A 23,671-nucleotide genomic window follows, 5' to 3' on the forward strand; every position below is an offset into this window, starting at 1 on the left:
CTAGTGGGACCATTGATCAACAAGCGAGCCATTCAGGCAGACTACCGTACAGCCAACGCCGCCCAGCTTCAGAGTATCTACAACTACCAGCGCACCGTCCTCAATGCTCATATTGAAGTGGTCAATCACATGAGCAAGATCCAGAACTATCGCGAAAGCATCGAAGTTAAGAGAGAACAGCTCCAAGCTCTGGAAACGTCTGTTGATGTCGCCACAAAGCTATTCCAAAACGCACGAGCCGAATACGTAGAAGTCTTGCTCGCCCAGCGTGAAATGATGGAAGCGAAAATGATGTTGATTGAAATCAAACAGCAACAACTCGCCGCAATCGTCAACGCCTACCAAGCTCTTGGAAGAGGCTTCTAGCGGTCGTTTCTGCCCCCGGTAGGATCGAAGGAGGGACTCACACGACAGTAAACCTGACGATGTGGCCGTGACGACGGCGGCCCAACAAGACAGGGTCCAGGAGGGGCTCAAACGCTTCTGTCACGGATTCCCCGTGGAATCTCATCAAAGACCTGTTCGAAGACGACGATCGGTCCCCGCAGGGAGAACACCTCTGGGTCGATGCTCGAGCCTGCTTGGAGGGGATTCTCTGCATCCTCCCAAACAAATGCACCCTAGAGATATTTGCCAGATACAATACCCGTATCTTTGTACTCGTTGGCGTCATCAGCTTGATTGGACAGAAGCAGGCCTCATCGTCAAAGTTTGATAAAGACTGTTTAAGCACATGGACCGCACACAGTTGCCCAACTGGCCGCAGGCAATGGGCGACCGCACCTTTTCGCCTGCAAAAAAAGCCTTGACGTTGGTACAACCAAACAAAGAAAAGGCACCAAGCTGATACTGATGACCGAAGCCCAGGGCCCCTCATCACGGCCTTCACCACCCCAACACAGTTTCCTGAAGTCCATGCAATTCAGGCATTCGATGAAGTGGGGAGACTAAAGCTTGGCCTGAGCGGCTGCTTTACGACAAAGCCGCGAATTGAAACTCGACCGGATCATCAGCTAGCTCGGAAACTGGCGACGACTCCTCGTTCAACTGAGACACCATGCTCACCTCTTCGAAGAATTGGTCCCCTGGGCTTGTTTCTCACTACACGTTAGGTGAGTTTGAAACGCAGTCTAGGACATCTTTTCCGATGACTCCAAAGTGATGATTCAGTCTCAATTGAAGTTTTTGTTCGGTCACTCGCTGAACCTCCGAATGTATGATCTCCTCTTAGATTAAATCCAAGGAAACCCCTCGCCAAGTTGCTTCGTTTGCTGATGAGGCGTTATTCTTGAGGTGATGTGCGATCGTTCTCGAACTGGGCTGGTTTGGCTGTAATCAGTTCAACTCGAATTGAGCCGCCTCTTCCAACATAGCTCTCGACCATGGCCGGTGAAATGCATCTTCAGATCCCTGTGATTCATTTGAAAAGATTCTGAGGAAACAAGAATGAAGCTCGAGGGTAAATCGGCAATTGTAACCGGCGGTGGAAGAGGGATCGGTCGGTCCATCGCACTTGCTTTAGCAAACGAAGGGGCTGATGTTGTCATTTCGGCGCGTACACAAGCTGAAATTGACCTCGTCGCAAGTGAGATTGGAAGACTGGGTCGACGAGGTGTTGCCGTTGCTGCAGATGTGACACGGGCTGATCATGTTGAGCAACTTGCGACTCGTACACACAACGAATTTGGTCGCATTGATGTCTTGGTGAACAACGCAGGAGGAATTCTGCCAGCGGTGTGTGACAATTCTGGCGAATTCGAGCAGTCTCGAGGAGTCTGGGAGGTACCGGAATCGAGTTGGGACAGATTGATTGAAGCGAATTTAAAAAGCGTTTTCTTGTGCATGAAAGCCATCATTCCCTACATGATTGAACAAAATCATGGGGACATCATTAACATTGGCTCGCGGATGGGTAGACAAATCCGAGGCTTCTGCGGAGGTTATGCAGAAGCCAAACATGCAGTGATTGCACTAACGCAGAATTCTGCTCTGCAGGCAGCGGCATTCGGCATCCGAGTGAATGCAGTGTCTCCAGGGTTGGTGGAATCACCCGGGCAAAAGCAGTTCATGGCAAGATTGATGCCGGAAGAAGAGTTCCCACCGATGGATTCAGCTGAGTCTGTTGCCGCTGCAGTCCTTTACTTACTTTGCGATGCTCCCAAGAGTATGACAGGGCAATCATTGGACTCTTTCAGCCTTGGGTAAGAGATCAACAGAGGCCTAGTCTAGTGCTGCATGCGGGCCAGATCTTGTAATTTATGAGTACCATAACAAATCGAGTGCCTCACACTCTGAGGCGCACTCTAGTTCATTTGCCGTCGTATACTTTCCCGCAAGGTCAAGGAATCGAAATGCCAAGGGAATCTTGTCGAACATCTATCCTCACCGAGTCGCGCTGCGCGACGATAGCCCTTAAGAGTGCCCATACGCTTTGGGGACATTCAATCTTCCCATCGAGAGTCCCAGATCCATTGTAGAAATCTATCTAACGATCATTTGGTCCTTGATGATAGCGATCAGCACTTCGAATAGTCCAAACACGTTTTGCGCACTCAAGGCTGAGCGACTCGAGTTGAGTGCGACTATAGACTTCGGTCGCACTTGGGTGATTGGAAGATCGCAGTTTTCGATCAAATTCGAAACATTCCAAACTGATAGCGAACGATTTGCTTTGTCTCACACTCTTAGTCACTCGAGAGTCTTCTCTGCTGAGACTGGATTCATCGGGGCGAACCGTTTCAACACAAGAGTTCAAGACAGGCCGACAAAACTCGTTCCTTTGAATTGTGAAGTCCCTCACCTCGAAGTGAAATCGCTGTCTCCATCGCTGCGGATTGGACTTCTTTGTCGGTCATCAAGACTTCTGCGACGTTGGCGATAGTCGCTGCATTTTCGACTCCACTGAGCTGAGCAACAAAACATTCATCTTTAAGACCATTGGCTGACAAGAATTGGTCGGTGACTTGCGGGAGCAGTATTTGTGGTCTGCCCGCCAGTAGAGCAGCTTGTGTTGTTCCCAAACCACCGTGATGAATGACCACTGCCGAATCTCGCACAATCTCACTCAGCTTTGGAGCGGAAGTCAAAGATTGGATTCGAGGATTCTGGCCGTTGAATTCGAATCCATTACTGTCGCGAATATAGACTGTTCCCTGAAGATCAGATTGCATGAGTGCATCACCGACTTTAAAAGGCAACTCCCCTGCCCCAGAGAAATAGGCGTAGAAGTTTTTCTTGTGTGCTAACACCGGAGGCGGAGCTGGATCGAATGGACCGAAGCACGGCTCGATTCGGCAAGAGCGATACGGATCAAGTTGAGGGAGAGTCGCAATGACTCTCCGCTCGCCACGGTAGGCATCGGTTAGTTTTTGCGGAACGGCCGAACTAAATCGTCTCTGAACACGCTCAATCACTCCCAAAACATCGGACGAATTCGCATACGGCTCGATTTCCGGCCAGAGCACAGGAAAGTCATCTTCATGAACCGGAGGTGTTGAATACCCTGCTCCGAAGAGAACAACTGGAATTCGACCGTAAGCGGCCAGTGTTAGCAGAGGGCAGTATCGACCGACGATTAAATCTGGCTTGACGAGGTCGATCAGATCTCGCCAACCACGCAGCATGCTGTAGAGATGGTCTTCGGACCCGAATCCATTGCATGCCATTAGGTCTGTGAAACTCGTCGGGAAAAATCCGTCGCGTTGAGCAGATCGAGTCAGCCGACCGATTAGATAAGGTGCCTGCAGCACTGGGAAATCGCAGTCTCGCAGGTATTGATGAGCTGTCTCGATTGAACGTAGAGCCAGGGTCGGTGAGTGGCCTGACTTCGCCAACGAATTGGCGATGTCTCGAAGTTGCAAGGTGTAGCCGATACCGGCACCTAAATCCCAACCTAACAGAATCTTCTTGCTCTGGGTCATCTCTGCGATCAAGGTTTATTATTGTAATCTTGCTGTAGCTTAACGTTTGTTGTGACTCGCCTGAATCTCGCCAAACTTCAAAGACTCTAACTCGAATACTGAATCCATGACGAAGAAAGCACTCAACTATTAAAGAATCTCAGTCACCCTGCCTGTCGCCACGTAGACTTCATCGGCACCGAGGAATTCTACACACTCGTATCCGGACTGAGCCATCAACTTCGGGATCTCCGCATCCCCTAAGTTGTTTTCAATGCAACAAACATCGATTTGAAAGTCATCAAAGGGAAACTGAGTCAGGAGACTTCCTTCTGCTCCTTCAACATCCACAAACAAACAGTCAATGTGGAAGAGATCGCGTTCACGCAGGATCGACTCCAACGATCTTGTCGGGACCTGAATCACTTTTTCTTTGTGCTCTGGGTGATCGCGAACCAACTTGAGTACGCTCTGACTGTAGGTATCCGCCAGACCGCTCATCTGAGTGTATCCGTCCACAACATGGATGAATAACTCCTCTCCTTCATTATCCGATACACAAACGTTGAGGCACTCGCACTTTCGAATCCTCTGAGCGATGTGAAAGTAAGAGCACACAGGTTCAATGAGAATGCCGGACCAGTTTCGGAATGTTTCGAAGAAGAATGAATTCGATCCGGTATACCCGTCATACCCACCCACATCAACGAAGACACCACCTTCCTTTTGCTTCATAAGAGACTGGTCGATGAAAGAATCCTGGCCCGCTTGGCTCAAGTATAGAGGATTGAATGCTTGGCGCTTGCAGTTCCAGAGCAATTGCTGCAGATGTCCACGTTCCGGACCTGTGGCCGATTGAAGTTCATCTTCCAGTTCTATCCGCACCTCGTTGAGCTGCTTGAAGCTGGCATCGATACGTGCTTCATAATTCATCAAGGCACCTCATCGACGTCGAGCAACAGGATTATGAATTGCATGGAAGGAGTTTCACTCTCCTCTCAGCACGGAGTCGGGGCCGATTTCCTTCGGATTCGAATTCGGTAAACAGATGGACGCTTCCTGTTGGAAAATTCCGCGGCTTGAGTCCGCACTTCTTGTTTCATCTGGTAGACTCTCACGTTGACGACTGCTTTTGCGCTGAGTCTATCAGATCAATCACAACGACACTTGTTCGACATGACAAGACTAACGATCGAAATCAGCCCGGGCGAGCTACTCGACCGGATCTCGATACTGGAGCTCAAACATCATCATACTTGTGATGATGTCGCACGAACTCTTCTCTCTGAGCAGATCGAGCAACTTGTCAAACTTCGAGATTCGTTGCCAACTTCGAATGCGTTCGCCGAGCTGGCTCAAAAACTATCTTCCGTAAATGGCAGACTCTGGAATGTGGAAGACTCGTTGCGAAACTTGGAACAGGCGAAGCTGTTCGAATCGGAATTCATTGAACTCGCAAGAAGTGTATATCGGCTGAACGACGAGCGGTCGCAACTTAAACGAGATGTGGACGAATTGCTTGGTTGGAAGAGAACCGAGATCAAAGTGTATTCCAAGGATCCATGACAATAGTGAGGGACGATATAAAAAGCGATCCGTCAACACCCAAAGCCATGGACGATCGAAGCCTCGCGTATCCTCATGGAGTGCTTTTAAAACGATGTGAAGAGGCGTGGATGCACTACCGTCCAAATGATCTCGTCATCGGACGTGCTTTGGATTGCCATGGTCACTACTCGCCGGGAGAGATTCGACTGTTTCGCTCGATTGTCGACCGCGGAGATACGGTGGTTGAAGCTGGCGCAGGGATCGGTTCGCTGACGATTCCATTGGCGAATTCGGTTGGTCAATCCGGGACAGCTTACGCATTCGAGCCAAACTCTGATTCTTTTGACCTGTTGTGCAGAAACCTCGAGGCGAATGAAGTCCACAATGTCATCGCGGATCATCGCGCGCTTGGAGCGACCTGTGAGATTCGAATCATTGAAGTGAAAGATGTTTCTCGACCAAACAACTTTGGAGACACTTCCCTGAGACTCAATGGATCAGGCCAGACTGTCGCTTTGATGACAATTGACTCGCTTCACCTGAACCGTTGTGATTTTGTGAAGGCGGATGTCCAAGGCATGGAGCGAGATATCCTCCTCGGGGCTGCCGAGACACTTTCGCGTTTCCGCCCTATTCTGTACCTGGAAAACGATCAACGTGAGTTGTCGAGGCCGTTGCTCGCCACGCTTGAGGCACTCGGATACGACTCATATGGCACTTACCGAGAGTTTGCGAACTCGTTTCAGCCGACGTGACAGCGAGTGAAGATGCGCTCGTTCGATACCGAAGCATCAACCTGTTGAACATCCCAGTTGAAAGAGATTTTCCGACATACGGATTGAGAAAAGTTCAATCGTCAACAGAGTGGTGGCAGGATCAGTTCAATCAAGACAACACTTGGTGCGACGTCTAAATAATCTCATTGAGCGACTTAAATACACGCGTTGAACGTCGAGGAACAATGAATTACTCCCCTCAAAATCGCACAGACGATCTCTTCTCCCTGGCCGCGCAACACGTCGACAATGAAGAACTGGAATCAGCTCGCACGGTACTGGATTCAATATTGAGGCTAGAACCAGAACGTCCAGACGCGATGATCTTGCTCGCACAAGTTCATGGACTTCTCGATAATCAATTCGCCGAGATCGCAATGTTACTTCAAACTGCGGATGTCATGCCGCTCGACGTCGATCAATCGATTCGACTCAGCACCCTTCAGTTTGACAACCATCAGCATCAGGAGGCAATTGCAACGATCGACCAGGCGCTGCGTCGAGATCCAACTGACAAGTGTCTTATAAACCAATACACATTTCTTCTTCGTGTAACGCGAAACCGATCAGCAGCCTTAGACTTTCTAGACGAACAGATACCAGAGTCGCTCGATGCCAGGGCAAAGTTGCAACGTGCCCTGATCCATCTTGCAGAAGGGCGTCTCCAGCAGGGGTGGAGCGACTTTGATCAGCGACATAACCTCGATGAGACATACAACGAACCAGCGACTCTACCAGGATGGAAGGGAGAACCGCTGGAAGGAAAACACTTACTTGTCACATCTGAAGGTGGCTTTGGAGACCAAATCTGGGCAGCAAGATTTCTGCCACATGTTCAGAGATTGGGAGGAAAGATTTCACTCCAAACTCCAAAAGCTCTTAAGAATCTATTTGAGGAACTGGAGGGTATCGACAATTTGGTCGACTTGGACACACCCCATGAAGATTTCGACCTGTTCTGCCCGATTCTCTCACTTCCGGTCTGCTTGAATGTGAGCGATCCGGCGATGTATCAGCCAGCTCGCCTCGCTGTGAGTCGCAATCTCAATCCTCGACTAGTGGATCAGATGAATCGACACGTCGACAAAGTCAAGGTCGGGATCATCTGGTCGGGCAGCAAAACATACACCAACAATCATCATCGCTCAGCTCCATTGAAGTCCTTCCTTCCCCTACTGACAGTCCCAGGGACCAGATTCTTCAGTCTGCAGAAAGGACCTCAGCACGAGGATCTGCGACAACTCGGATATGGTCACCTCATCGAAGTAGCGGCCGATGGAGATTTTTCCGAGACAGCGGCGCTCGTTGAATCAATGGATTTGATCATCATGACGGATACTGCCGTTGCACACCTTGCAGGCTCGATGGGTGCACCTGTCTGGAATCTGGTGGACCACTCGCCATACTGGTATTTCGACGCAGAAGGCGTTTCGGAGTGGTACCCGAGCATGCATCTCTTTCGGCAAACGAAACCCGGTGACTGGCGATCTGTATTCGAAACCGTTCGTCATGAACTGTTGAGATTCGTCGCAAAACAGCGTTCCATCTAAGCCACACCGCATACTGTAGAGAGTTGATGAGAAAGACAAATTGCTTGGTTTGGTCTTTACAAATTGACTGTCTGATGTGTGACCGGTAGCATGAAGATGCTCAGACTGTAGAACACATTTCTAATTTGCGGGGTCCGATGTGAGTACAATCTACGGTGGAACAAGTTCTTCCAATCGAAACCGGCAGCCGGGGAAGCTGCACAGCCAGTTTCCGAACATGGAAACAGTTTACGCGGGTGGACTTGGCAAAAACAAAGTGACACCATTGGATGGGCCTCAATCTGTCACAGTGATCCATCCGACCACACGCAAGCCAATGACGGTCATGTACAACGTCAAAACGCGGCTATACCTCGATGCAACGACCAAGGCCTGGAAGCCCGCCCCAGCCTGGATGCGATCTCAAATTCGATGATTGCTCTGAAACTGGATTCTAAAGCTAGCGAATGTTGAAGCATGCGATTTGAGGTCAGGATTGAATCTCCTCCTGGTGGCCAAGACAACCATCGTCCGGTGCAGATCGGTTGGCTGTTGAATGATACAAGCCATGGTGTGATCTTTGAGCCTCCAAAACGCGTTCGCACGGACGCTCCAAAGTCGATCCATGCGAAATCGGCCTGCAACTGTCCGGCAATCATTGGCTTGGAGAGTCGGATGTTTCAGGTCAGCTGCCCATTCGACCTGCAATTGGAGTTCGAACGAACAGATGAAGGATATCCGTCAGTCAGGGATGGACTGAATGCGTCGTCTGCAGTGAGACAACTAGACGAAATTCTTGTCGTAGTGGCGGAGGATGAATGGAGGTTTCCGGATCGTCCAATGCTGCAACTGAAGCTGCCGTACCTGTTCATCTCTGATGAACCAGTCTACATGTCGCAGTTGGGCCCTTTTCTACATCACAAGACGCCACAACTGCCGGGAACAATGCTGGGAGGACGATTCCCAATCAACATTTGGCCGCGTCCGTTGATGTGGGCATTCGAGTGGCACGATGTCGATCAGCCAGTGATCCTGCGACGTGGAGATCCCCTCTTCTATGTGTTGTTCGAAACGACTCCACAGGATCGCACAATTCAATTGGTTGAGGCGAAGCGCACACCAGAACTCGAGGAGTATCTAAACCTGGTAACGGGCGCTGTGAACTTCGTCAACCAGACGTTTTCTCTCTTTGAAGCTGCCGAAAAACGTCGTCCTCAGAAACTTGTTGAACCAGTCGATCGATGAAGACTTAATCGCCATTCACTATGGTCAATAGTGAATCTCGCATAATCAGTTGTAAACAGTTTCGATGCGTCGAATACGGTCGAACAGTTCTCCCAGATAGGGCTGGTAGTTCTTCCACCTCTCGACACTGCTTTGATACATCGGTTGGCGGGCCTGAAAGAGACTTGCTGTGATGATCACGCCACCTGCTTGAGTATGGTCCAGACAGGCGTCGTCCCAGGGAAGACCGATCCAATCGATCAAACGGCGTGCCTGTTGTTCTGGAGCAGCAACAGTCTCTTCGTAGACAACGTCAAGAATTCTACCTGGAAGGACGTCGTTCCAGTGGTTGACCAGTCGACGATACTGTTCAAACCGATCGACCAGATGGTCGTCGTCATTTTTCCATGTCACATTCGCAAACGCTGTGATTAAGCATGACACGGCGATATCGCGAGGATCGCGCACACAACGAATGAATCGGGAATTGGGGAACAGCAGTGCCAACCATCCGATCAAGATGTAGTTATCGGTCATTTTGTCGACCAAGCGATGAGCATCAACGTTTCGACGCCTTAACTCAGCAAGATAATCTTCAGCAATTTCGGAAACGTCAGTTTCTGTGATCAAATGGACGCATTCTGCGGGAGCCAGAGAACTCTGTAAACGCACTGGCAGATTTTTAAAACTGTCCGAAGCGAGTTTAAGTTCACCCACCGCATGCACAAGTGGATGTGCTGCAAGGATTTGCCTTGTTAATGTTGTCCCTGAACGAGGCAAGCCTACAACGAAGACAGGTTTCGCCGACTCGCTGCCCCAACTTATCCGTGACTCGAAGAAGGTTGAACTGAAGGTTTCAATAATTCGATTAATCGATTCCTGATGTAATCCTGGCTGGTAGCCGCGATCTTGTGAATCGTTCCACTGCTTTTGAACCGCGTTGGCATGCCGCAATTGATTCGCAGCTTCTTCGTACTTCCCGCGGTCATCGTAGAGATGGGCAAGTGCGAATCGCAAAGTCGCTTTCTGGCTTTCGGTCAAGCCAGGATCGTCAAGCTGATTCCATAAGGATGCGAGATCCTGATCTGTAGCGCCAGTCTTGTGATAGAACGCGAGGTTAACTGCCGACGAGACGGCTGCGGGATCAATGACTTGCGCAGCTCGAAAACACTCTTCTGCTTCGTCTGATTGGCCCAATTCGTCGTAGACCTGGCCAAGAGCGCAGAGATGTTCGCTCATACACTCAATCTGTAACAAGTCGTTGAAGATCTCAACAGCTTCGGAATGACGCCCATCGTCAAGCAACACATTCACCAGATTCGAGAGCACATCGGCATTCTCAGGCTCGAGCCGACTTGCGGTCTTCAAAGCGTCAATTGCCTCTGTGAAAGATCGAACTTTGCGAAGAGCTGTCCCAAGATTGTTCCAGTATCCGGACGTCTCTGGAGACAGGCGAGTTGCTTCAGTAAAGGCATCGATCGCCTCGTCTGTTTTCTCTGCGGCGAAGAGAGCAAGGCCGAGACAGTTGTGAGCATCCGGCTCCTCAGGAGCAATTTCAACAGCACAACGAGCGACTTCAATGGCCCGTTGCAAGTCACCCGCCAGCCGCAATGCTTCAGCGAGATGTGCCCGATAAATTCCATTCCTAGGTTGATCGCGAACAACTGATTCCATACAGCTAACAGCATCGCGAGTCTTTCCCTGAAGCGATGAAATCTGAGCCAAGAGATACAAGACGTCCGCCGTCTGTCCCTGCTCCACAAGATCCTTCAGACACAGCGTCTCCGCCTCGTCCAGATTTCCAGCGTCAATCTCGCAACGCACCTGCTCGATGGTGTCAACTCGATCCATACCTAGGCAAGCTCCCCTAGCTTGAGACGCACTCTCCCAATTATTCCAGAGAAAAGAACCATCGCCACAGAGTGAATTATTCAAAACAATCGCCGCAACGCAATTCACTCACGAGTTCAAAGCACGCCATGCGAAACACTTGCAGTTCTCATCCGAGCGAGAGACTTCAACGCTTACGTAGCCCAAACCATTTGTCAACCACAGCAGAAGATGTGGGCCCAGTACCGCATTGAACGGAAGAGATGAGCGATCGACCGCAAAGATCACTCCCACATCGATCGGACGCCAAGCACTGCCCCCAACAGGAACAGGGTGATCAGCAGGGACCGGACGATGGTTTCGGGTCGAATCAGGGACAACCTGTCGCGTACTTGATGTATCAGACGTTGAGTGACCGCTGGTGGACTTTGCCGACTGATGGCTATGTGGTCGATGTCATGCGTTCGAACCGAGCCTCTTGGAAATGGTCTAGCAAGAGCTCTCCAGGGGAGCTGTTGGCAAATCTCGATCCCGAGGAGATGAAACGTCTTCTGTCGCCCGTTCAGATGCTGGACACATTGAGTCTCACGCCGGACGATTCTGCCCAGGACCAGTGAGCCTGCAAACTCCGGAAGCAGCAGTTCCAGGAGCAGATGCGAGGTCAGGAATTCTTCGGTCGTCTTAACCAGAAGCCCAGTCTTCGCAACATCAACCGACCAGATTCGAACACCAGCGGAGGATGCTTCGACTCCGACTTCGTTGGCCGGAACGGCCCATCCAGCAGTGATAAAACTGGTCCTGTGAAACTGACGGCGATTTGCTGTACGGGGAACGGCGTTCGAGCCATTTGTGTTCCCGCAACGATCGACGAACTGCTTCATCTCTTGGCCCCGGTTGAAGGTTCTTGGATTTGCCTGAGCATGCTCCTGTTGAGTCTGGCGCGAGTGCAATTCAGGGTTTTCCCTGTGTTCAAGTAGACCACAGAACAACGGCACAGATCATGGAAATCTGATCGAATACTCTGTCGGCACAGCCCCGCCCGGTGGATCTGCGGAAATGTTGCATAATTGCATCATACATACCGACTGTAACCCGACTAGGCGGATGAACTCCTCGATAAGCAGTCTCAAAACGTCAATTTGTTGGACTAATCGGTCTTCAAGATGCATGAAGACAAGTTCACAAAGGAGACTCTCTCATGGAATTGACAATGGTTTAGCGGCCCAGACGGAAACGGGCGTCCTTAGCTTCAGCGTCGAGGACCGATCGCACAATCACTTAAAGTGTTCGACAACAAGATCTCATCTCGGATCTGTCTCGCAGGACTCCGCCCACTTCCAAAGGAGGCCTTCGAGAAAACCATTCAATCGACTGCTTGGATGTTATTTCGTGGGGGCTGACGCCCTGGGCCCGATGGGATGATTCATAAATGACTATCCTTCCAAAGTAACCCGTCATCGAAGATCTCTCGAATGGATAAAAAACGGTCCTGCCGACGAAAGTGTGGCAAAGTTCACTCGAGCTGACCTCCCCCCGCAAGCCGATTAAACTATCCGAGACATTTTCTGACGGAACGTTTTCATCAGGTAAAGAACAAGGCCAAGAATCGATCCAACACGTCGTCGAAAGGCTTCGAAGAGATGATCTGGGTCAATGCGAATGGAATTCCCATTCCATTGACACCGATGACCAACCACAACGATTCATTTTAATTGAACAATCACTGCACAACCTGCCCCCGCAACATCAACGGACCCGAGCGTGTCATTCATAACATCGCATCCGACAGCGAAAAGCTTCTCAAGCGATCGCAACACGAGAGATTGGCTCGATCTGCCCCCAGAGGGAAGGCCGCGTTAGTCCGCCGCAGGATGGTCGCAAGCTTCGTAATCCTCGGATGCGAATTTACAACACCCAGAAGATCTTCAGGCCGCTAGGTGACTTCTAGAGTTCGTGAAAGGGTCGGGTCAACGTCCCCACATCGATGTCCTGTACGGGCGCACTGTTTGAGCGACTCCACTCAGCGAGGATCTGTGAGTATTTCTCGTGAGACTCCTCAGTGCCTTAGGTTCTGAGGTAGATATCCTTGCCAGAAATCCGAACTCTCGCTTGGCACGATGAAGAGTGTAAGCTGGAACACGTTTCCGGGGCATAAAAGCAGCCTTTCAGACTAAACGGGTAGGACCGGGTAGTCAGTCGCTGCATTGCCGCACGGCAAGTAGACGTAAACATCGCCTCAGCAAGAACTTAGAGAATAGCCCGACTAGGATTTGAACCTAGACTAAAAGAATCAGAATCTTTCGTGCTACCGTTACACCATCGGGCTGTTGTCGGAATGATAGAGACAATTGGAGACTGAGTCGAGTCAGTTTTCCGGGCATATTCTTGATGCGGCAGCGATGGTCGGACGAGCGATCACTCTCTCGATTCTGTTGAGAGAGGATCATTCACCCGAGGGTTCGCTGACTGTCTCCGGAATTGCCGGTTGCGAGCAAGTCATTGGCCTGCTGGCACCCGGCAACTTCATCACCGTTTGGGGCGGTGGTTATGACTTGGCAAGGTCCCGGAGGACTTTGTGCAGAATCCCGCCGTTGCGGTAGTACTCGACTTCGACTGGAGTGTCGATGCGGCACGTGGTGATGAAGTGCACTTCGTCTCCGTTGGCTTTTCGGGCAGTGACTTCGATCGCTTGCTGCGGTTTCAGGGAATCGTCGAGAGCGATGTCGAAGGTTTCGGTCCCGTCGAGATCGAAGGCTTCGCGGCTTTCGCCTTCTCGGAACTGGAGCGGCAGAACGCCCATTCCGATCAGGTTCGAGCGGTGAATTCTTTCGAAGCTCTCCGCGATGACTGCACGAATTCCGAGTTGCTGGGTTCCTTTGGCCGCCCAGTCGCGGGATGAACCGGTTCCGTATTCTTTACCTGCTAGAGCGATCAACGGAGTTCCGGAATCCTGATACTTCATCGAGGCTTCAAAGATCGACATCTGCTCGCCGGTCGGCAGGTAGGTTGTCACGCCGCCTTCGGTGCCTGGGGCAAGTTGATTTCGCAGGCGAATATTGGCGAAGGTTCCGCGCGTCATCACGCGGTCATTTCCGCGACGACTTCCGTAGCTGTTGAAGTCGGTCGGAGCGATTCCATTCTCCTGAAGGAATCGACCGGCTGGCGAATCAGCTTTGATGGCTCCGGCCGGGCTGATGTGGTCGGTGGTCGTTGAATCCCCAACTGAAACGAGGCAACGTGCCGATTCGATCGATGTGATCGGAGGAGCCTGTTCCGGCATATCGACGAAGAATGGAGGCTCCTGAACGTAAGTGCTCTTCGGATCCCATTCATAAAGATCGCCAACAGCACCTTCGATCGATTGCCACTCTTTTGGACCGTCACTCGCCTGTGAGTATTCGCGCTGGAAAGTCTCAGGAGAGATGGAAGCGGCGATGGTGTCCGCAATTTCCTTCTGTGATGGCCAGATGTCTTTGAGGTAGACGTCATTGCCGTCCTGATCCTGACCAATCGGATCGGTGAGCAGATCGATATCGGTTGTACCTGCGATTGCATATGCGACGACGAGCGGCGGACTGGCGAGATAGTTCGCTTTCACGTGCGGATTGACGCGACCTTCGAAGTTTCGATTGCCGGACAACACCGAGCAGGCCACCAGATCGCCTTTTGTGATTGCTTCCGCGATCGGATCTGGCAGCGGTCCACTGTTTCCGATGCAGGTGGTGCATCCGTAACCGACGAGGTTGAATCCAAGCTGATTGAGTGGTTCGTCGAGCTTCGCCTGATCGAGATAGTCGGTCACAACCCGGCTTCCAGGGGCGAGGCTGGTCTTCACCCAAGGTTGACTCTTCAGTCCTTTTCTCACCGCATTTCGAGCGAGCAATCCAGCTCCGATCATGACGGATGGATTGCTGGTGTTTGTACAGCTTGTGATCGCGGCAATGACAACAGCCCCGTGCTTCAGTTCGAAGCTGTTTCCTTCGTACTCAACGGGAACACCATTGAAACCGGGATCTTCCGCCACAGCGACTGCTGCTCCACCTTCTGCGACCATGGTCTCTGGGGTTGAATTGGCAGCAGGTGTCAGCTTGCCGAATGTGGCACTGAGATCCTGCTCCCATTGACTCTGCATTCCGGACAGCAGGATGCGGTCTTGAGGACGCTTCGGCCCGGCGAGAGACGGTTCAATCGTTCCCATGTCGAGACTGAGGGTCGTCGTGAATTCTGGATTCGGGGAAGCATCCGTACGGAACATTCCCTGAGCTTTGTAGTACTTCTCGACGAGTTCGACCTGATCGTCCGATCGACCGGTGCGTTGCATGTAGCGGAGAGTTTCGTCGTCGACCGGGAAGAATCCCATGGTCGCTCCGTATTCCGGAGCCATGTTGGCGATCGTGGCACGATCCGGAAGCGACATGCTCGTCAGTCCCGGCCCGAAGAACTCCACAAATTTTCCAACCACACCGTGAGCACGCAGCATTTGTGTGACTGTCAACACGAGGTCTGTTGCTGTCGCTCCTTCAGGAAGTTCACCTGAAAGTTCGAAGCCGACAACTTCAGGCAGCAGCATGTAAATGGGCTGTCCGAGCATCACAGCTTCTGCTTCGATTCCGCCGACTCCCCATCCAACGACTCCCAAGCCATTGATCATTGTGGTGTGCGAGTCCGTTCCGACAAGCGAATCCGGATAGACGACACCGTTGTTCTCGAGTGCAACGCCGGCGAGGTATTCGAGGTTCACCTGATGAACGATCCCTGTCGCTGGGGGAATCACTCGGAAGTTCTGAAACGCCTGCTGTCCCCATTTCAGGAACTGGTAGCGCTCGAAGTTACGTTCGAACTCTTTGTCGACGTTAAACTGCAACGCCAGTTGAGTCGCAAATTTATCAACCTGAACACTGTGATCGATCACGAGATCGCACTGCACGAGCGGATTGATTTTCTTGGGATCGCCGCCCATGCGAACCATTGCTTCACGCAGAGCAGCGAGGTCGACAACCGCCGGCACGCCGGTGAAGTCTTGCAAGACGACTCGGCCCGGGTTGAATGGGATTTCGAGAGGGTTCGGGTTTTGCGGGCTCCAGGCGGCGATGTTTTTGACATCGTCTTCTGTCACGATGAAGCCATCGCAGTTTCGAAGTGCTGCTTCGAGCAAGACTCGAATGGAATACGGAAGACGATCGAGATTCGCCAGCCCCTGTTCGGCGAGAGTCTGAAGCTGGAAATACTTGTAATCGCCAGACTTCGTGGACAGGGTTGCTTCGGCGTTGAATGGATTCCCTGAACTCATCGCTTTTCTTCTCCCAGGCTATTCGTGAGCATCGGTCGAACGAATATGCAATCCCGCACCAGCCAATGTTGCTTCGTACGAGAGCGAAACCGTTCGGCCAAGTGCGTCAGAAAAGTCACTCACACTTTTCTGAACCCTCGACACTAATTTTTTGTATCTGTCATCAGAAGCCGACTGACATCGCAAATCTTCTCACGACAGTGAGCACTCATATTTTTTCCGTGCTGCAAAGCGTACCAAAGCCAGTTCAGGCGGAGAAGGATTGCGGCACCGTTCCGTGTGATATTCAGACTTTGGTGAAAGATTGACAATCAATCTCGGATCAACAGAGCTTGATATCCCCCGTCCGAAGGCTGTCCCGGAACGTGCTTTTGTTCTCGAATCAGCTTCACGTCGGAACGCTGATCGATCACAGCTTGAACCACTTGCTCGTTTTCTTCTGGATCGATACTGCAAGTGGAATAGACTATTCGTCCGCCCGATTTCGTTTGATCGATCGCCTGCATCAGAAGTCTTCGCTGAAGCGGAACAAGCGATTGAAAGTCTCCGGGAAGCAGTCGCCAGCGTGCTTCGGGTCGCTTTCCCAGCACTCCAGTATTCGAACAGGGAACGTCGACAACAGCAGCATCCACATCTGTCACTGGAAGTGACGTTTCCTCTTCTTTGATCAGATGAGTTTCGATGCACGTGAGTTGGAGCCGACGGGCATTTTCGTTGATCATTCGCAACCGGTTCGCTCCGGTATCGCAAGCGATGATCCGACCGCGATCTCCAATTCTCTCTGCCATGTGCGTCGATTTTCCGCCGGGGGCAGCACACAAATCGAGAATCGTTTCCCCCGGTTGCGGGTCCAGGAGATCGGTGACTGACATGGCTGAGATGTCCTGGACGCTGAACCAGCCGTCGTCGTATCCCGGTAGATCGATAATCGCAACATGCCCGTCGATTTGAATCGATTCCGCAAGTCGTCCCGGTCGGGCTTTTACCTCTGCTGCTTCCAAAACCTCGAGCGTTTTCTCGCGATCTGTTTGCAGGGGATTGACTCTCATCCACATCCTCCCGGGTGTGGTCAACCACAAAGCCAGTTGCAGACGTTGACCATCGGACTCGGCAGGGAATCGTTGAATCAGCCATTGGGGTAAGCTGCCAACATCACTGATGTAGGAAAGTGAATCAACAGACGGAGACCAGAAGAGATTGCCGTCGAACTTGACCACCTCGTAGTTTGCTTGATCTGCCTTGTGTCGCAAGATCGGAAGTTCGGACGCGCTGAGCTGCGCGAGATCGATTTCGTCAACCGAATTTCGACTGACGATGCTGCGTTCGATGGACCGCAAAACACCATTCAAAAACCCGGCAGCCCGCGGACGATCGATGCGCCGACACAGCTCTACGGTTTCGTGAACTGCTGCATGGGATGGGTAATGCGGCAGATAGACAAGCTGCAAACAGCCGAGCTGCAAGAGAATCCACAAGTCGTCTTCGACGTCTTCGCGTCGGCGACTCACGAATGAAGAGAGAATGGTATCGATCGTCTGTAATCGCCGGACTGCTTCACATGTCAGCTCAGTCGCCATTTTTCGATCACGTGAATCGATTCTGCCTTCCTTGAACTGATCGTTGAGAACGCGATTGACGAAAACTTGACGTTCGTGGAATGCCTGAAGAGCACGAAACGCAAACCATCGTGCATTTGGAGGAATGGTTTTTCTCTTGTTCGGCGGACGGTTTCCGGACTGAGACGATCGGCGGCGTGGTGGACGGTTCATCGTGAGCCCTCACAGAGTGACTCAAGATCCTCGAAGTACTCCGGATACGTCTTCGAAGTGCATTCCGGGTCGGCGATCCGAATTCCGGGTGCTTTCAATCCCAACAGAGCGAAACTCATCGCCATCCGGTGATCGTCGTAGGTCTGAATCGTACAAGGCTGAGGGAGGCTGGGAGAAATTGTCATGCCGTCTTCATGTTCTTCAGCTGCGATTCCTGCTCGTTTCAGTTCGTGGACAACTGCGGTGATGCGGTCGGTTTCCTTGAGTCGATTGTGTGCAATGTTTCGAATGCGCGTCGGTCCAGAGGCGAAGGGGGCCACACAGGCCAACGTCTGAGCGGTGTCACTGATCTCGTTCATGTCGATGTCGATGCCGCGAAGTTCTCGGCCTGTCAGAGTAATGGAATTTTCTCCCCACTCTGCTTCGCATCCCATCTCCACCAAAGCGTCGACGAAGCGAACGTCTCCCTGTAATGCGTCTCGATGCAAGCCTTCGACAGTCACTAAACCGCCGGTAATCGCAGCGACTGCGAAGAAATAACTCGCTGCGGAAGCATCCGGTTCGATATCGTAATCCTGACCGACATACCCACTCGCCTGAATATGAAACTCTCCGGGAGTCGGCTCGCTAACAACCGCTCCGAAGGAACGCATCAACGCGAGCGTCATGTCGATGTAAGGCCGCGAAACGAGTTCCCCAGCGACGGATAGTACGAGATTATTCTTCGCAGCAGGCGAGATCATTAAGAGCCCGCTGAGGTACTGGCTGGACATCGAAGCTGCCACTTCGAGCCTGTTAGTGGATAGCCCGGAAGTACGAAGAATCACCGGCGGGCAACCGTTGCTCAGCTCGCACTTAGCGTCAATCCCCGCCTGCACGAGCGAGTCGATCAGCGGAGCGATCGGTCGTTCTCGCATGCGCTCGTTTCCGTCGAGCCGGTATTCACCGTTCCCGATCGAGCAGAAAGCGGTCAGAAAGCGAATGCTCGTCCCGCTGTTTTCACACCACAGGTCGGCCGCTTTCTCCGGAACCATTCCTCCCGCCCCGGAAACCTCGATCACCTTCTCTTCGAAATCGGCGTTGGTCTCAATTCCAAGTTGCTGAAGTGCAGTCGCCATGACTCGGGTGTCAACACTGTCTAGAACGCCAGTCAAGCGACTCGATCCGGAAGCTAGGGCAGCGACGATCATCGCCCGGTTGGATAGGCTTTTCGATCCAGGAGGTCGGATGGAACCCCGGACGGGACCGGAAACCGGGGTCATTTCAACGAATGATGGCATACAACAAGATTCAGCAAAGAAAAAGACGACGTGAGATCAGGGGCAGACTGGCCGCGCAAGCACGCGGATCGCTCTGCTCCACTTCATAATGAGTTTAGGAACCCAATACCACCCTCGGATGACCGAAGAGCGATTTCGAGAAACGCATGAAACCGTATTGAAATGACGCCAACGAACAGTCGCGTCCGACTTTTCAAAGTCGAAGCGATTGCCTCGAAAAATCACGGTCATCACTGAAAGGATCGTGTTCGGTCGAGCTCAGAGAAACGATGCAAATGGTCTAATCGTTAATCCCCATGAAAGCGCCTTGAGCCATCCACTTTCGCGGAAGAGTTGCCCCGAACGAAAGTTCTTCCCCAGTTTTCCCAAAACCCACTATCTCGCGAGTCGATAAGGACAACTGTCAGCTTCGATCAGCGGAACAATCGAAGTCTTGTCGTCGATAGAGCACCTTCAGATTTGGTTTGCACTCTCTCGCACGAGCGAACACAGCCGTTTACATGACGAAACAGCACAAGCGAGTGCACAGGAAAGAGCAACTTGCTCTAGGTACGGATCGGAATCATGGTGGAAGCATCTCAATCAGCCCTGCGAGTGGTCCTGTTGGTCACATTCTCGCTGCTTTTCGCCGGTTTGTGGGCGAACGACAGACCGCAGGAGATCATGGCGCAGAAGGAGCCGATGCATTCAGGGTCGACTCTCATCGGGGACGACTCTTCGATGACATCGATGACTGAACTGGTCACTTCGCTCCCACCTCTGGAAGACATTCCAACTATGGAAGCGGAGATTGTCCTCACGATTTCCGTCGAAACCGACGGCCTCACACTCTCACCCGCCGATGTCAGCTCTCATATCAGACAGCTTCCCATCGGGATGGCCAGCGGCGACTACATGATTGTCGACCCGCACGGCGGAGTCGGCTGGCTGCGAATTCGGGGTCAGGTCTCAACGACTGTGGAATCGTCACTTCACAGCACAAACGTCGGCGACGTCTGCATGCGGTTCATCCGCGTCACCCCAGTGCAGGTTGTCAGTGAAGAAACGCCAACGGTCCGCTAGCGTTCCAACACAGAGTCAGCAGAATCCCTGCAAAAATTCCGGCGACAATGTCATCCAGCATGACTCCCCACTCGCCGGGCAATCTCTCAAAGACACCAATCGGCCACGGCTTCACGATGTCGAACGCTCGAAACATCACGAATCCGAGCACTGCTGTTTTCCAGTTCAACGGGACGAAAGCGAACACGAAGGGAAATGCAGCAATCTCGTCAAAGACAACATGCTTCGGGTCTTTGAAACCGTAATGACGAATCCCGGCTGCACAAATCGGCAGGCCAATCAGAATCATCACTACGCCGACGCCAATCATAAAGAGTGGGCTCTCACTGATTGACTGAAGGCCCCAAACGAGAATCGGCCCGAGAAGACTTCCCACCGTTCCCGGGGCAATTGGTACGGCTCCCACTCCAAGACCGATCGACAGAATGAACAGCACCCGTTCCAGCAGGGTCTTGTCTTTCCGCTTGGTGTGAGGTCGATGAGAAACGTCCTCACCCGAATGATTTTCGTTCACGAAATTTCCACCAGTACAGAATCGCCTTCCACCTTCACGGGAAAGGTCTGCAGTCGAATTTGGGGATTCAAACAATGCTCGCCAGTGGTGATCTCGTATTGCCACCCGTGCCACGGACAGGTCACGACACATCCGTTGAGCGCCCCCTCAGCGATGGGACCACCCGCATGAGCGCAGATCCCATCAATGGCATAATAGCCATCTTCCGTTGAGAACAAGGCGACAATCCGACCTTCGACGACACATTCTTTACTGGTGCCGGTTGCAACTTCGTCTGTTTTGGCAATTGGAACCCATTGCCCCATTACGAAGCCCCTTTCGCGATCATTTCAGAGTAAACAGCTTTTCCGCGTTCGAGAGCATCGGCAATCTTCGTTGTGTCTTTTCCGCCAGCTTCGGCGAGATCCGGTCGACCGCCGCCACCGCCGCCCACAACCTTGGCAGCTTCGCGGATACAGTCGCCCGCTTTGACTCCCTTTTTGACAAGGTCTTTGCTGACAGCTGCCAGCAGCGCAACTTTTCCGTCGATATCAGCACCAAGCAGAATGGCCACTGAGCCCGATTGTTTTCGCAGTTGATCGGCGTATTCGCGAAGTGTTTCCCGGTCGACGCCTTGCAACGTTTCACAAATGACTCGTGCCTCTCCGACCTGTTCGGCGTTCTTCAGCATATCGTCGACTGAGCCAGCCACCGAAGCTTTCGTGTACTGATCGAGTTGCTGCTTGAGAGTTTTCAACTCGTCCTGTAGCTGAGAGACCTTCCGAGGCAATTCCTGGAATTGCGGAGTTTTGAGCTGCGTTGCGACTTCCTTCAGGAGACCTTCCTGATTGCGAATTCGCTGAATCGCTTTCTTCCCGGTGGAAGCGACGATTCGACGCACACCGGCAGCGACATTTTCTTCAGATTCAATTCGACAGAGTCCGACCTGACCGGTGTTGTCGAGGTGCGTTCCTCCGCACAATTCGCGGCTGAAGTCACCCATTTGGACGACGCGTACACGATCGGGATATTTCTCCCCGAACAGAGCCATCGCGCCCAGCTTCTTTGCGTCTTTGAGATCCATGAAGTTCGTCGAAACGGGAACGCCTTCCGAAATACGCTCGTTGACGATGTCTTCGATCTTCAGCAATTCGTCGGGGCTGACGGCTGCTCCATGCGAGAAGTCGAACCGAAGGTGATCGTCCTCGACTTTCGATCCTCGTTGCGTTGCATGGTCACCGAGCACCTGATGCAAAGCGTGATGCAGCAAGTGTGTCGCCGAGTGAGCACGACGAATACCGGCTCGTTTCACCGCATCGACTTCCGCCGTCACTGAATCGTTGAGATGTACTTCGCCCGACGTCAGTCGGCCTCGGTGCACGATTAAGCCAGCATGTTTTTGCGTGTCCAGAATCTCGATTTCACCGCGTTCGCTACGGAGCACGCCGACATCACCGACCTGCCCACCAGACTCCGCATAGAAAGGACTCTGATTGAGAATAACGTCCACTGGCAAATCGACATGGCTGACAGACTCGACGGTCTCTCCATTCTGAATGAGCCCCACAACGACCGCTTCAGAGGTGACACCTTCATAAGCCAGAAACTTGGTTTCTCCCTGCGACTTCTGCAATTCATCGAGCGGACCGGCAGCCATTACACCCCACGAAATGCCTTTTCCGCTGTCGGTCTTGTGTTTGGTTTCAGCAGCCCGGAACCCTTCCATATCGATCGAGAGTCCCTGATCAGCTGCGAGCGAGGACGTGAGATCGAGGATGAATCCATCAGTTTGGTGAAGATCGAAAACTTCTTTACCTGGGAGCGATTTTCGATTCGAAGACTTCGCGACTTCGACGAGTTTTTCGAACTTACCGAGACCCCGCTCGATTGTTCCGAGAAAGTTCTCTTCCTCAGCCCGAATCGTATCCTGCACGTTCGCCAGTGTCTTTTTCAACTCCGGATAAGGCTGCGCCATCATGTCGACAATTGCCGGAACAACCTGATAGACGAACGGCTGTTTCTGTCCGAGTAGATACCCTTCGAGGAATGCCCTGCGGAGCAAGAGACGAATGATGTACGACTCTTCTTTGCTTCCGGGTGACACCCCTTCATGGATGGCGAAAGTACATGCGCGGGCGTGGTCGGTAATCCGACGAATGGCGCGACCGGCTTTGCCATCGAACTGATACGGAGTCTCGAGGATTTCTCCAACGTTCTCACAGAGCGGGCGGAGAATATCGATCTCGTAGTTGCTCTCGACACCTTGGAGAACGGCAGCTGTTCGCTCCAGCCCCATTCCGGTGTCGATGTTCTTCTTGGGAAGAGGACGAAGATTGTCCGGCGGATCACCAACTCGATTGAACTGGGTGAACACCAAGTTCCAGATTTCGACTTCTTTGCCACCACCGGGCGGGTGATAGTAGATCTCGCTGCAGGGGCCACAAACTCCATCGGGACCTTGTGAAGGAGCTTCTGCCGGCCAGAAGTTTTCGCGTTCATCTTCGCGTGTGATGCGATCGAGAGGCAGCCCGACTTCTTTGTGCCAGATGCCAGCCGCTTCTTCGTCGTCGAGATAGACAGTGACCGTCAATCGTTCGGGTTTCAGTCCGAGCCAGTTGGAGTCCGTCAAAAACTCCCACGCCCAGTGAATTGCTTCTCGTTTGAAATAGTCACCAAACGAAAAGTTCCCCAACATCTCAAAGAACGTGTGGTGATACGCTGTGACGCCAACGTTCCCGATGTCTCCGGTCCGCAAACACTTTTGGCATGTCGTTGCGCGTGTGTAATCGAGCGGACCAATCCCCAAAAATTGATTCTTGAACTGGTTCATCCCCGCCGGGGTAAAGAGAACCGTGGGATCATCCTGAGGGACGAGAACATCACTCGGACGGCGGACGCAGTTCTTGGACTCGAAATACTTCAGGTAGGCTTCGCGGAGTTCGTTCGTCTTCATAATTTTGCAGCGCAATCG

General features: G+C 52.1%; 18 protein-coding genes and 1 tRNA gene. 9 read left to right on the plus strand and 10 right to left on the minus strand.

Translation table 11 applies throughout. The features are described 5' to 3' along the window. Together AB1L42_RS20185 and AB1L42_RS20190 are read left to right on the plus strand one after the other, a co-directional pair. Positions 1 to 366, plus strand: a 366-nt coding sequence (locus tag AB1L42_RS20185) for a TolC family protein (protein ID WP_367060519.1), incomplete at its 5' end; no start/stop codon positions are given. Between the two features lie 1,080 nt (positions 367 to 1,446). Continuing rightward, positions 1,447 to 2,205, plus strand: a complete 759-nt coding sequence (locus AB1L42_RS20190; RefSeq protein ID WP_367060522.1) for an SDR family oxidoreductase — start codon at positions 1,447 to 1,449, stop codon at positions 2,203 to 2,205. 533 nt (positions 2,206 to 2,738) lie between these two features. Here the strand turns inward: AB1L42_RS20190 and AB1L42_RS20195 are convergent. Continuing rightward, positions 2,739 to 3,920: a nucleotide disphospho-sugar-binding domain-containing protein gene (locus tag AB1L42_RS20195; protein ID WP_367060525.1), complete on the minus strand. Its 1,182-nt coding sequence runs from the start codon at positions 3,918 to 3,920 to the stop codon at positions 2,739 to 2,741. A gap of 129 nt (positions 3,921 to 4,049) precedes the next feature. Beyond that, a complete protein-coding gene (locus tag AB1L42_RS20200) occupies positions 4,050 to 4,832 on the minus strand; it encodes an FkbM family methyltransferase (RefSeq protein ID WP_367060528.1) in 783 nt (260 codons plus the stop codon). Between the two features lie 243 nt (positions 4,833 to 5,075). Between AB1L42_RS20200 and AB1L42_RS20205 the strand changes: the two genes are divergently transcribed. From AB1L42_RS20205 to AB1L42_RS20225, 5 genes are all read left to right on the plus strand, one after another. Next, the gene (locus AB1L42_RS20205) at positions 5,076 to 5,465 is read left to right on the plus strand and encodes a DUF6165 family protein (RefSeq protein ID WP_367060530.1); all 390 of its coding nucleotides are present in this window, start codon (positions 5,076 to 5,078) and stop codon (positions 5,463 to 5,465) included. 5 nt (positions 5,466 to 5,470) lie between these two features. Next, positions 5,471 to 6,202 (plus strand): FkbM family methyltransferase, encoded by a 732-nt coding sequence (locus tag AB1L42_RS20210; protein ID WP_367060533.1) that lies wholly within the window; start codon positions 5,471 to 5,473, stop codon positions 6,200 to 6,202. Between the two features lie 206 nt (positions 6,203 to 6,408). Beyond that, positions 6,409 to 7,773, plus strand: coding sequence for a hypothetical protein (locus tag AB1L42_RS20215; RefSeq protein ID WP_367060536.1), 1,365 nt, complete (start codon positions 6,409 to 6,411; stop codon positions 7,771 to 7,773). A 139-nt stretch (positions 7,774 to 7,912) separates the two neighbouring features. Next, on the plus strand, positions 7,913 to 8,188 hold the full coding sequence (locus tag AB1L42_RS20220) for a hypothetical protein (protein WP_367060539.1): 276 nt from the start codon (positions 7,913 to 7,915) through the stop codon (positions 8,186 to 8,188). 41 nt (positions 8,189 to 8,229) lie between these two features. Then, complete coding sequence (locus AB1L42_RS20225; RefSeq protein ID WP_367060542.1) at positions 8,230 to 8,997, plus strand: hypothetical protein; 768 nt, start codon at positions 8,230 to 8,232, stop codon at positions 8,995 to 8,997. Between the two features lie 45 nt (positions 8,998 to 9,042). Here the strand turns inward: AB1L42_RS20225 and AB1L42_RS20230 are convergent, their stop codons facing one another. Further along, a complete protein-coding gene (locus AB1L42_RS20230) occupies positions 9,043 to 10,827 on the minus strand; it encodes a sulfotransferase (protein WP_367060545.1) in 1,785 nt (594 codons plus the stop codon). A 242-nt stretch (positions 10,828 to 11,069) separates the two neighbouring features. On the opposite strand from AB1L42_RS20230, the gene AB1L42_RS20235 reads away from it, so the two are divergent. Further along, on the plus strand, positions 11,070 to 11,423 hold the full coding sequence (locus AB1L42_RS20235) for a hypothetical protein (RefSeq protein WP_367060548.1): 354 nt from the start codon (positions 11,070 to 11,072) through the stop codon (positions 11,421 to 11,423). A 1,638-nt stretch (positions 11,424 to 13,061) separates the two neighbouring features. Here the strand turns inward: AB1L42_RS20235 and AB1L42_RS20240 are convergent. The 4 genes from AB1L42_RS20240 to aroA all read right to left on the minus strand — a co-directional run bounded on the left by AB1L42_RS20240 (position 13,062) and on the right by aroA (position 19,145). Further along, positions 13,062 to 13,132, minus strand: a tRNA-Gln gene (locus AB1L42_RS20240). Positions 13,133 to 13,351: 219 nt separating this feature from the next. Continuing rightward, positions 13,352 to 16,096 (minus strand): aconitate hydratase AcnA, encoded by a 2,745-nt coding sequence (acnA, locus tag AB1L42_RS20245; protein ID WP_367060551.1) that lies wholly within the window; start codon positions 16,094 to 16,096, stop codon positions 13,352 to 13,354. A gap of 311 nt (positions 16,097 to 16,407) precedes the next feature. Further along, positions 16,408 to 17,865 (minus strand): transcription antitermination factor NusB, encoded by a 1,458-nt coding sequence (locus AB1L42_RS20250; protein WP_367060554.1) that lies wholly within the window; start codon positions 17,863 to 17,865, stop codon positions 16,408 to 16,410. Further along, a complete protein-coding gene (gene aroA, locus AB1L42_RS20255) occupies positions 17,862 to 19,145 on the minus strand; it encodes a 3-phosphoshikimate 1-carboxyvinyltransferase (protein WP_367060557.1) in 1,284 nt (427 codons plus the stop codon). The genes AB1L42_RS20250 and aroA overlap by 4 nt, the downstream gene beginning before the upstream one ends. A gap of 564 nt (positions 19,146 to 19,709) precedes the next feature. Between aroA and AB1L42_RS20260 the strand changes: the two genes are divergently transcribed. Then, positions 19,710 to 20,207 carry a hypothetical protein gene (locus AB1L42_RS20260; protein WP_367060560.1) on the plus strand — a complete coding sequence of 166 codons (498 nt, stop codon included), beginning with the start codon at positions 19,710 to 19,712 and terminating at the stop codon, positions 20,205 to 20,207. Here the strand turns inward: AB1L42_RS20260 and AB1L42_RS20265 are convergent. From AB1L42_RS20265 to alaS, 3 genes are read right to left on the minus strand one after another with little or no spacing between them, the layout of a single operon-like run. Continuing rightward, on the minus strand, positions 20,179 to 20,721 hold the full coding sequence (locus AB1L42_RS20265) for a phosphatidylglycerophosphatase A (protein ID WP_367060563.1): 543 nt from the start codon (positions 20,719 to 20,721) through the stop codon (positions 20,179 to 20,181). The two genes, AB1L42_RS20260 and AB1L42_RS20265, sit on opposite strands and share 29 nt — an antisense overlap. Beyond that, complete coding sequence (locus AB1L42_RS20270) at positions 20,718 to 21,026, minus strand: Rieske (2Fe-2S) protein (RefSeq protein WP_367060566.1); 309 nt, start codon at positions 21,024 to 21,026, stop codon at positions 20,718 to 20,720. The genes AB1L42_RS20265 and AB1L42_RS20270 overlap by 4 nt, the downstream gene beginning before the upstream one ends. Then, positions 21,026 to 23,653, minus strand: coding sequence for an alanine--tRNA ligase (gene alaS / locus AB1L42_RS20275; RefSeq protein ID WP_367060569.1), 2,628 nt, complete (start codon positions 23,651 to 23,653; stop codon positions 21,026 to 21,028). Before alaS ends, AB1L42_RS20270 begins: the two co-directional genes overlap by 1 nt. Positions 23,654 to 23,671: the final 18 nt, after the last annotated feature.

The sequence above is a fragment of the Thalassoglobus sp. JC818 genome, assembly GCF_040717535.1.
Taxonomy (GTDB): Bacteria; Planctomycetota; Planctomycetia; order Planctomycetales; family Planctomycetaceae; genus Thalassoglobus.

What these genes read in the sequence shown, in the direction of transcription:
- AB1L42_RS20200 (WP_367060528.1), bottom strand. Translation starts at nt 4,832, where the DNA reads ATGAATTATGAAGCACGTATCGATGCCAGCTTCAAGCAGCTCAACGAG.
- AB1L42_RS20270 (WP_367060566.1), bottom strand. Translation starts at nt 21,026, where the DNA reads ATGGGGCAATGGGTTCCAATTGCCAAAACAGACGAAGTTGCAACCGGC.
- acnA (WP_367060551.1), bottom strand. Translation starts at nt 16,096, where the DNA reads ATGAGTTCAGGGAATCCATTCAACGCCGAAGCAACCCTGTCCACGAAG.
- alaS (WP_367060569.1), bottom strand. Translation starts at nt 23,653, where the DNA reads ATGAAGACGAACGAACTCCGCGAAGCCTACCTGAAGTATTTCGAGTCC.
- AB1L42_RS20190 (WP_367060522.1), top strand. Translation starts at nt 1,447, where the DNA reads ATGAAGCTCGAGGGTAAATCGGCAATTGTAACCGGCGGTGGAAGAGGG.
- AB1L42_RS20260 (WP_367060560.1), top strand. Translation starts at nt 19,710, where the DNA reads ATGGTGGAAGCATCTCAATCAGCCCTGCGAGTGGTCCTGTTGGTCACA.
- AB1L42_RS20215 (WP_367060536.1), top strand. Translation starts at nt 6,409, where the DNA reads ATGAATTACTCCCCTCAAAATCGCACAGACGATCTCTTCTCCCTGGCC.
- AB1L42_RS20250 (WP_367060554.1), bottom strand. Translation starts at nt 17,865, where the DNA reads ATGAACCGTCCACCACGCCGCCGATCGTCTCAGTCCGGAAACCGTCCG.
- aroA (WP_367060557.1), bottom strand. Translation starts at nt 19,145, where the DNA reads ATGCCATCATTCGTTGAAATGACCCCGGTTTCCGGTCCCGTCCGGGGT.
- AB1L42_RS20205 (WP_367060530.1), top strand. Translation starts at nt 5,076, where the DNA reads ATGACAAGACTAACGATCGAAATCAGCCCGGGCGAGCTACTCGACCGG.
- AB1L42_RS20225 (WP_367060542.1), top strand. Translation starts at nt 8,230, where the DNA reads ATGCGATTTGAGGTCAGGATTGAATCTCCTCCTGGTGGCCAAGACAAC.
- AB1L42_RS20230 (WP_367060545.1), bottom strand. Translation starts at nt 10,827, where the DNA reads ATGGATCGAGTTGACACCATCGAGCAGGTGCGTTGCGAGATTGACGCT.
- AB1L42_RS20195 (WP_367060525.1), bottom strand. Translation starts at nt 3,920, where the DNA reads ATGACCCAGAGCAAGAAGATTCTGTTAGGTTGGGATTTAGGTGCCGGT.
- AB1L42_RS20235 (WP_367060548.1), top strand. Translation starts at nt 11,070, where the DNA reads ATGAGCGATCGACCGCAAAGATCACTCCCACATCGATCGGACGCCAAG.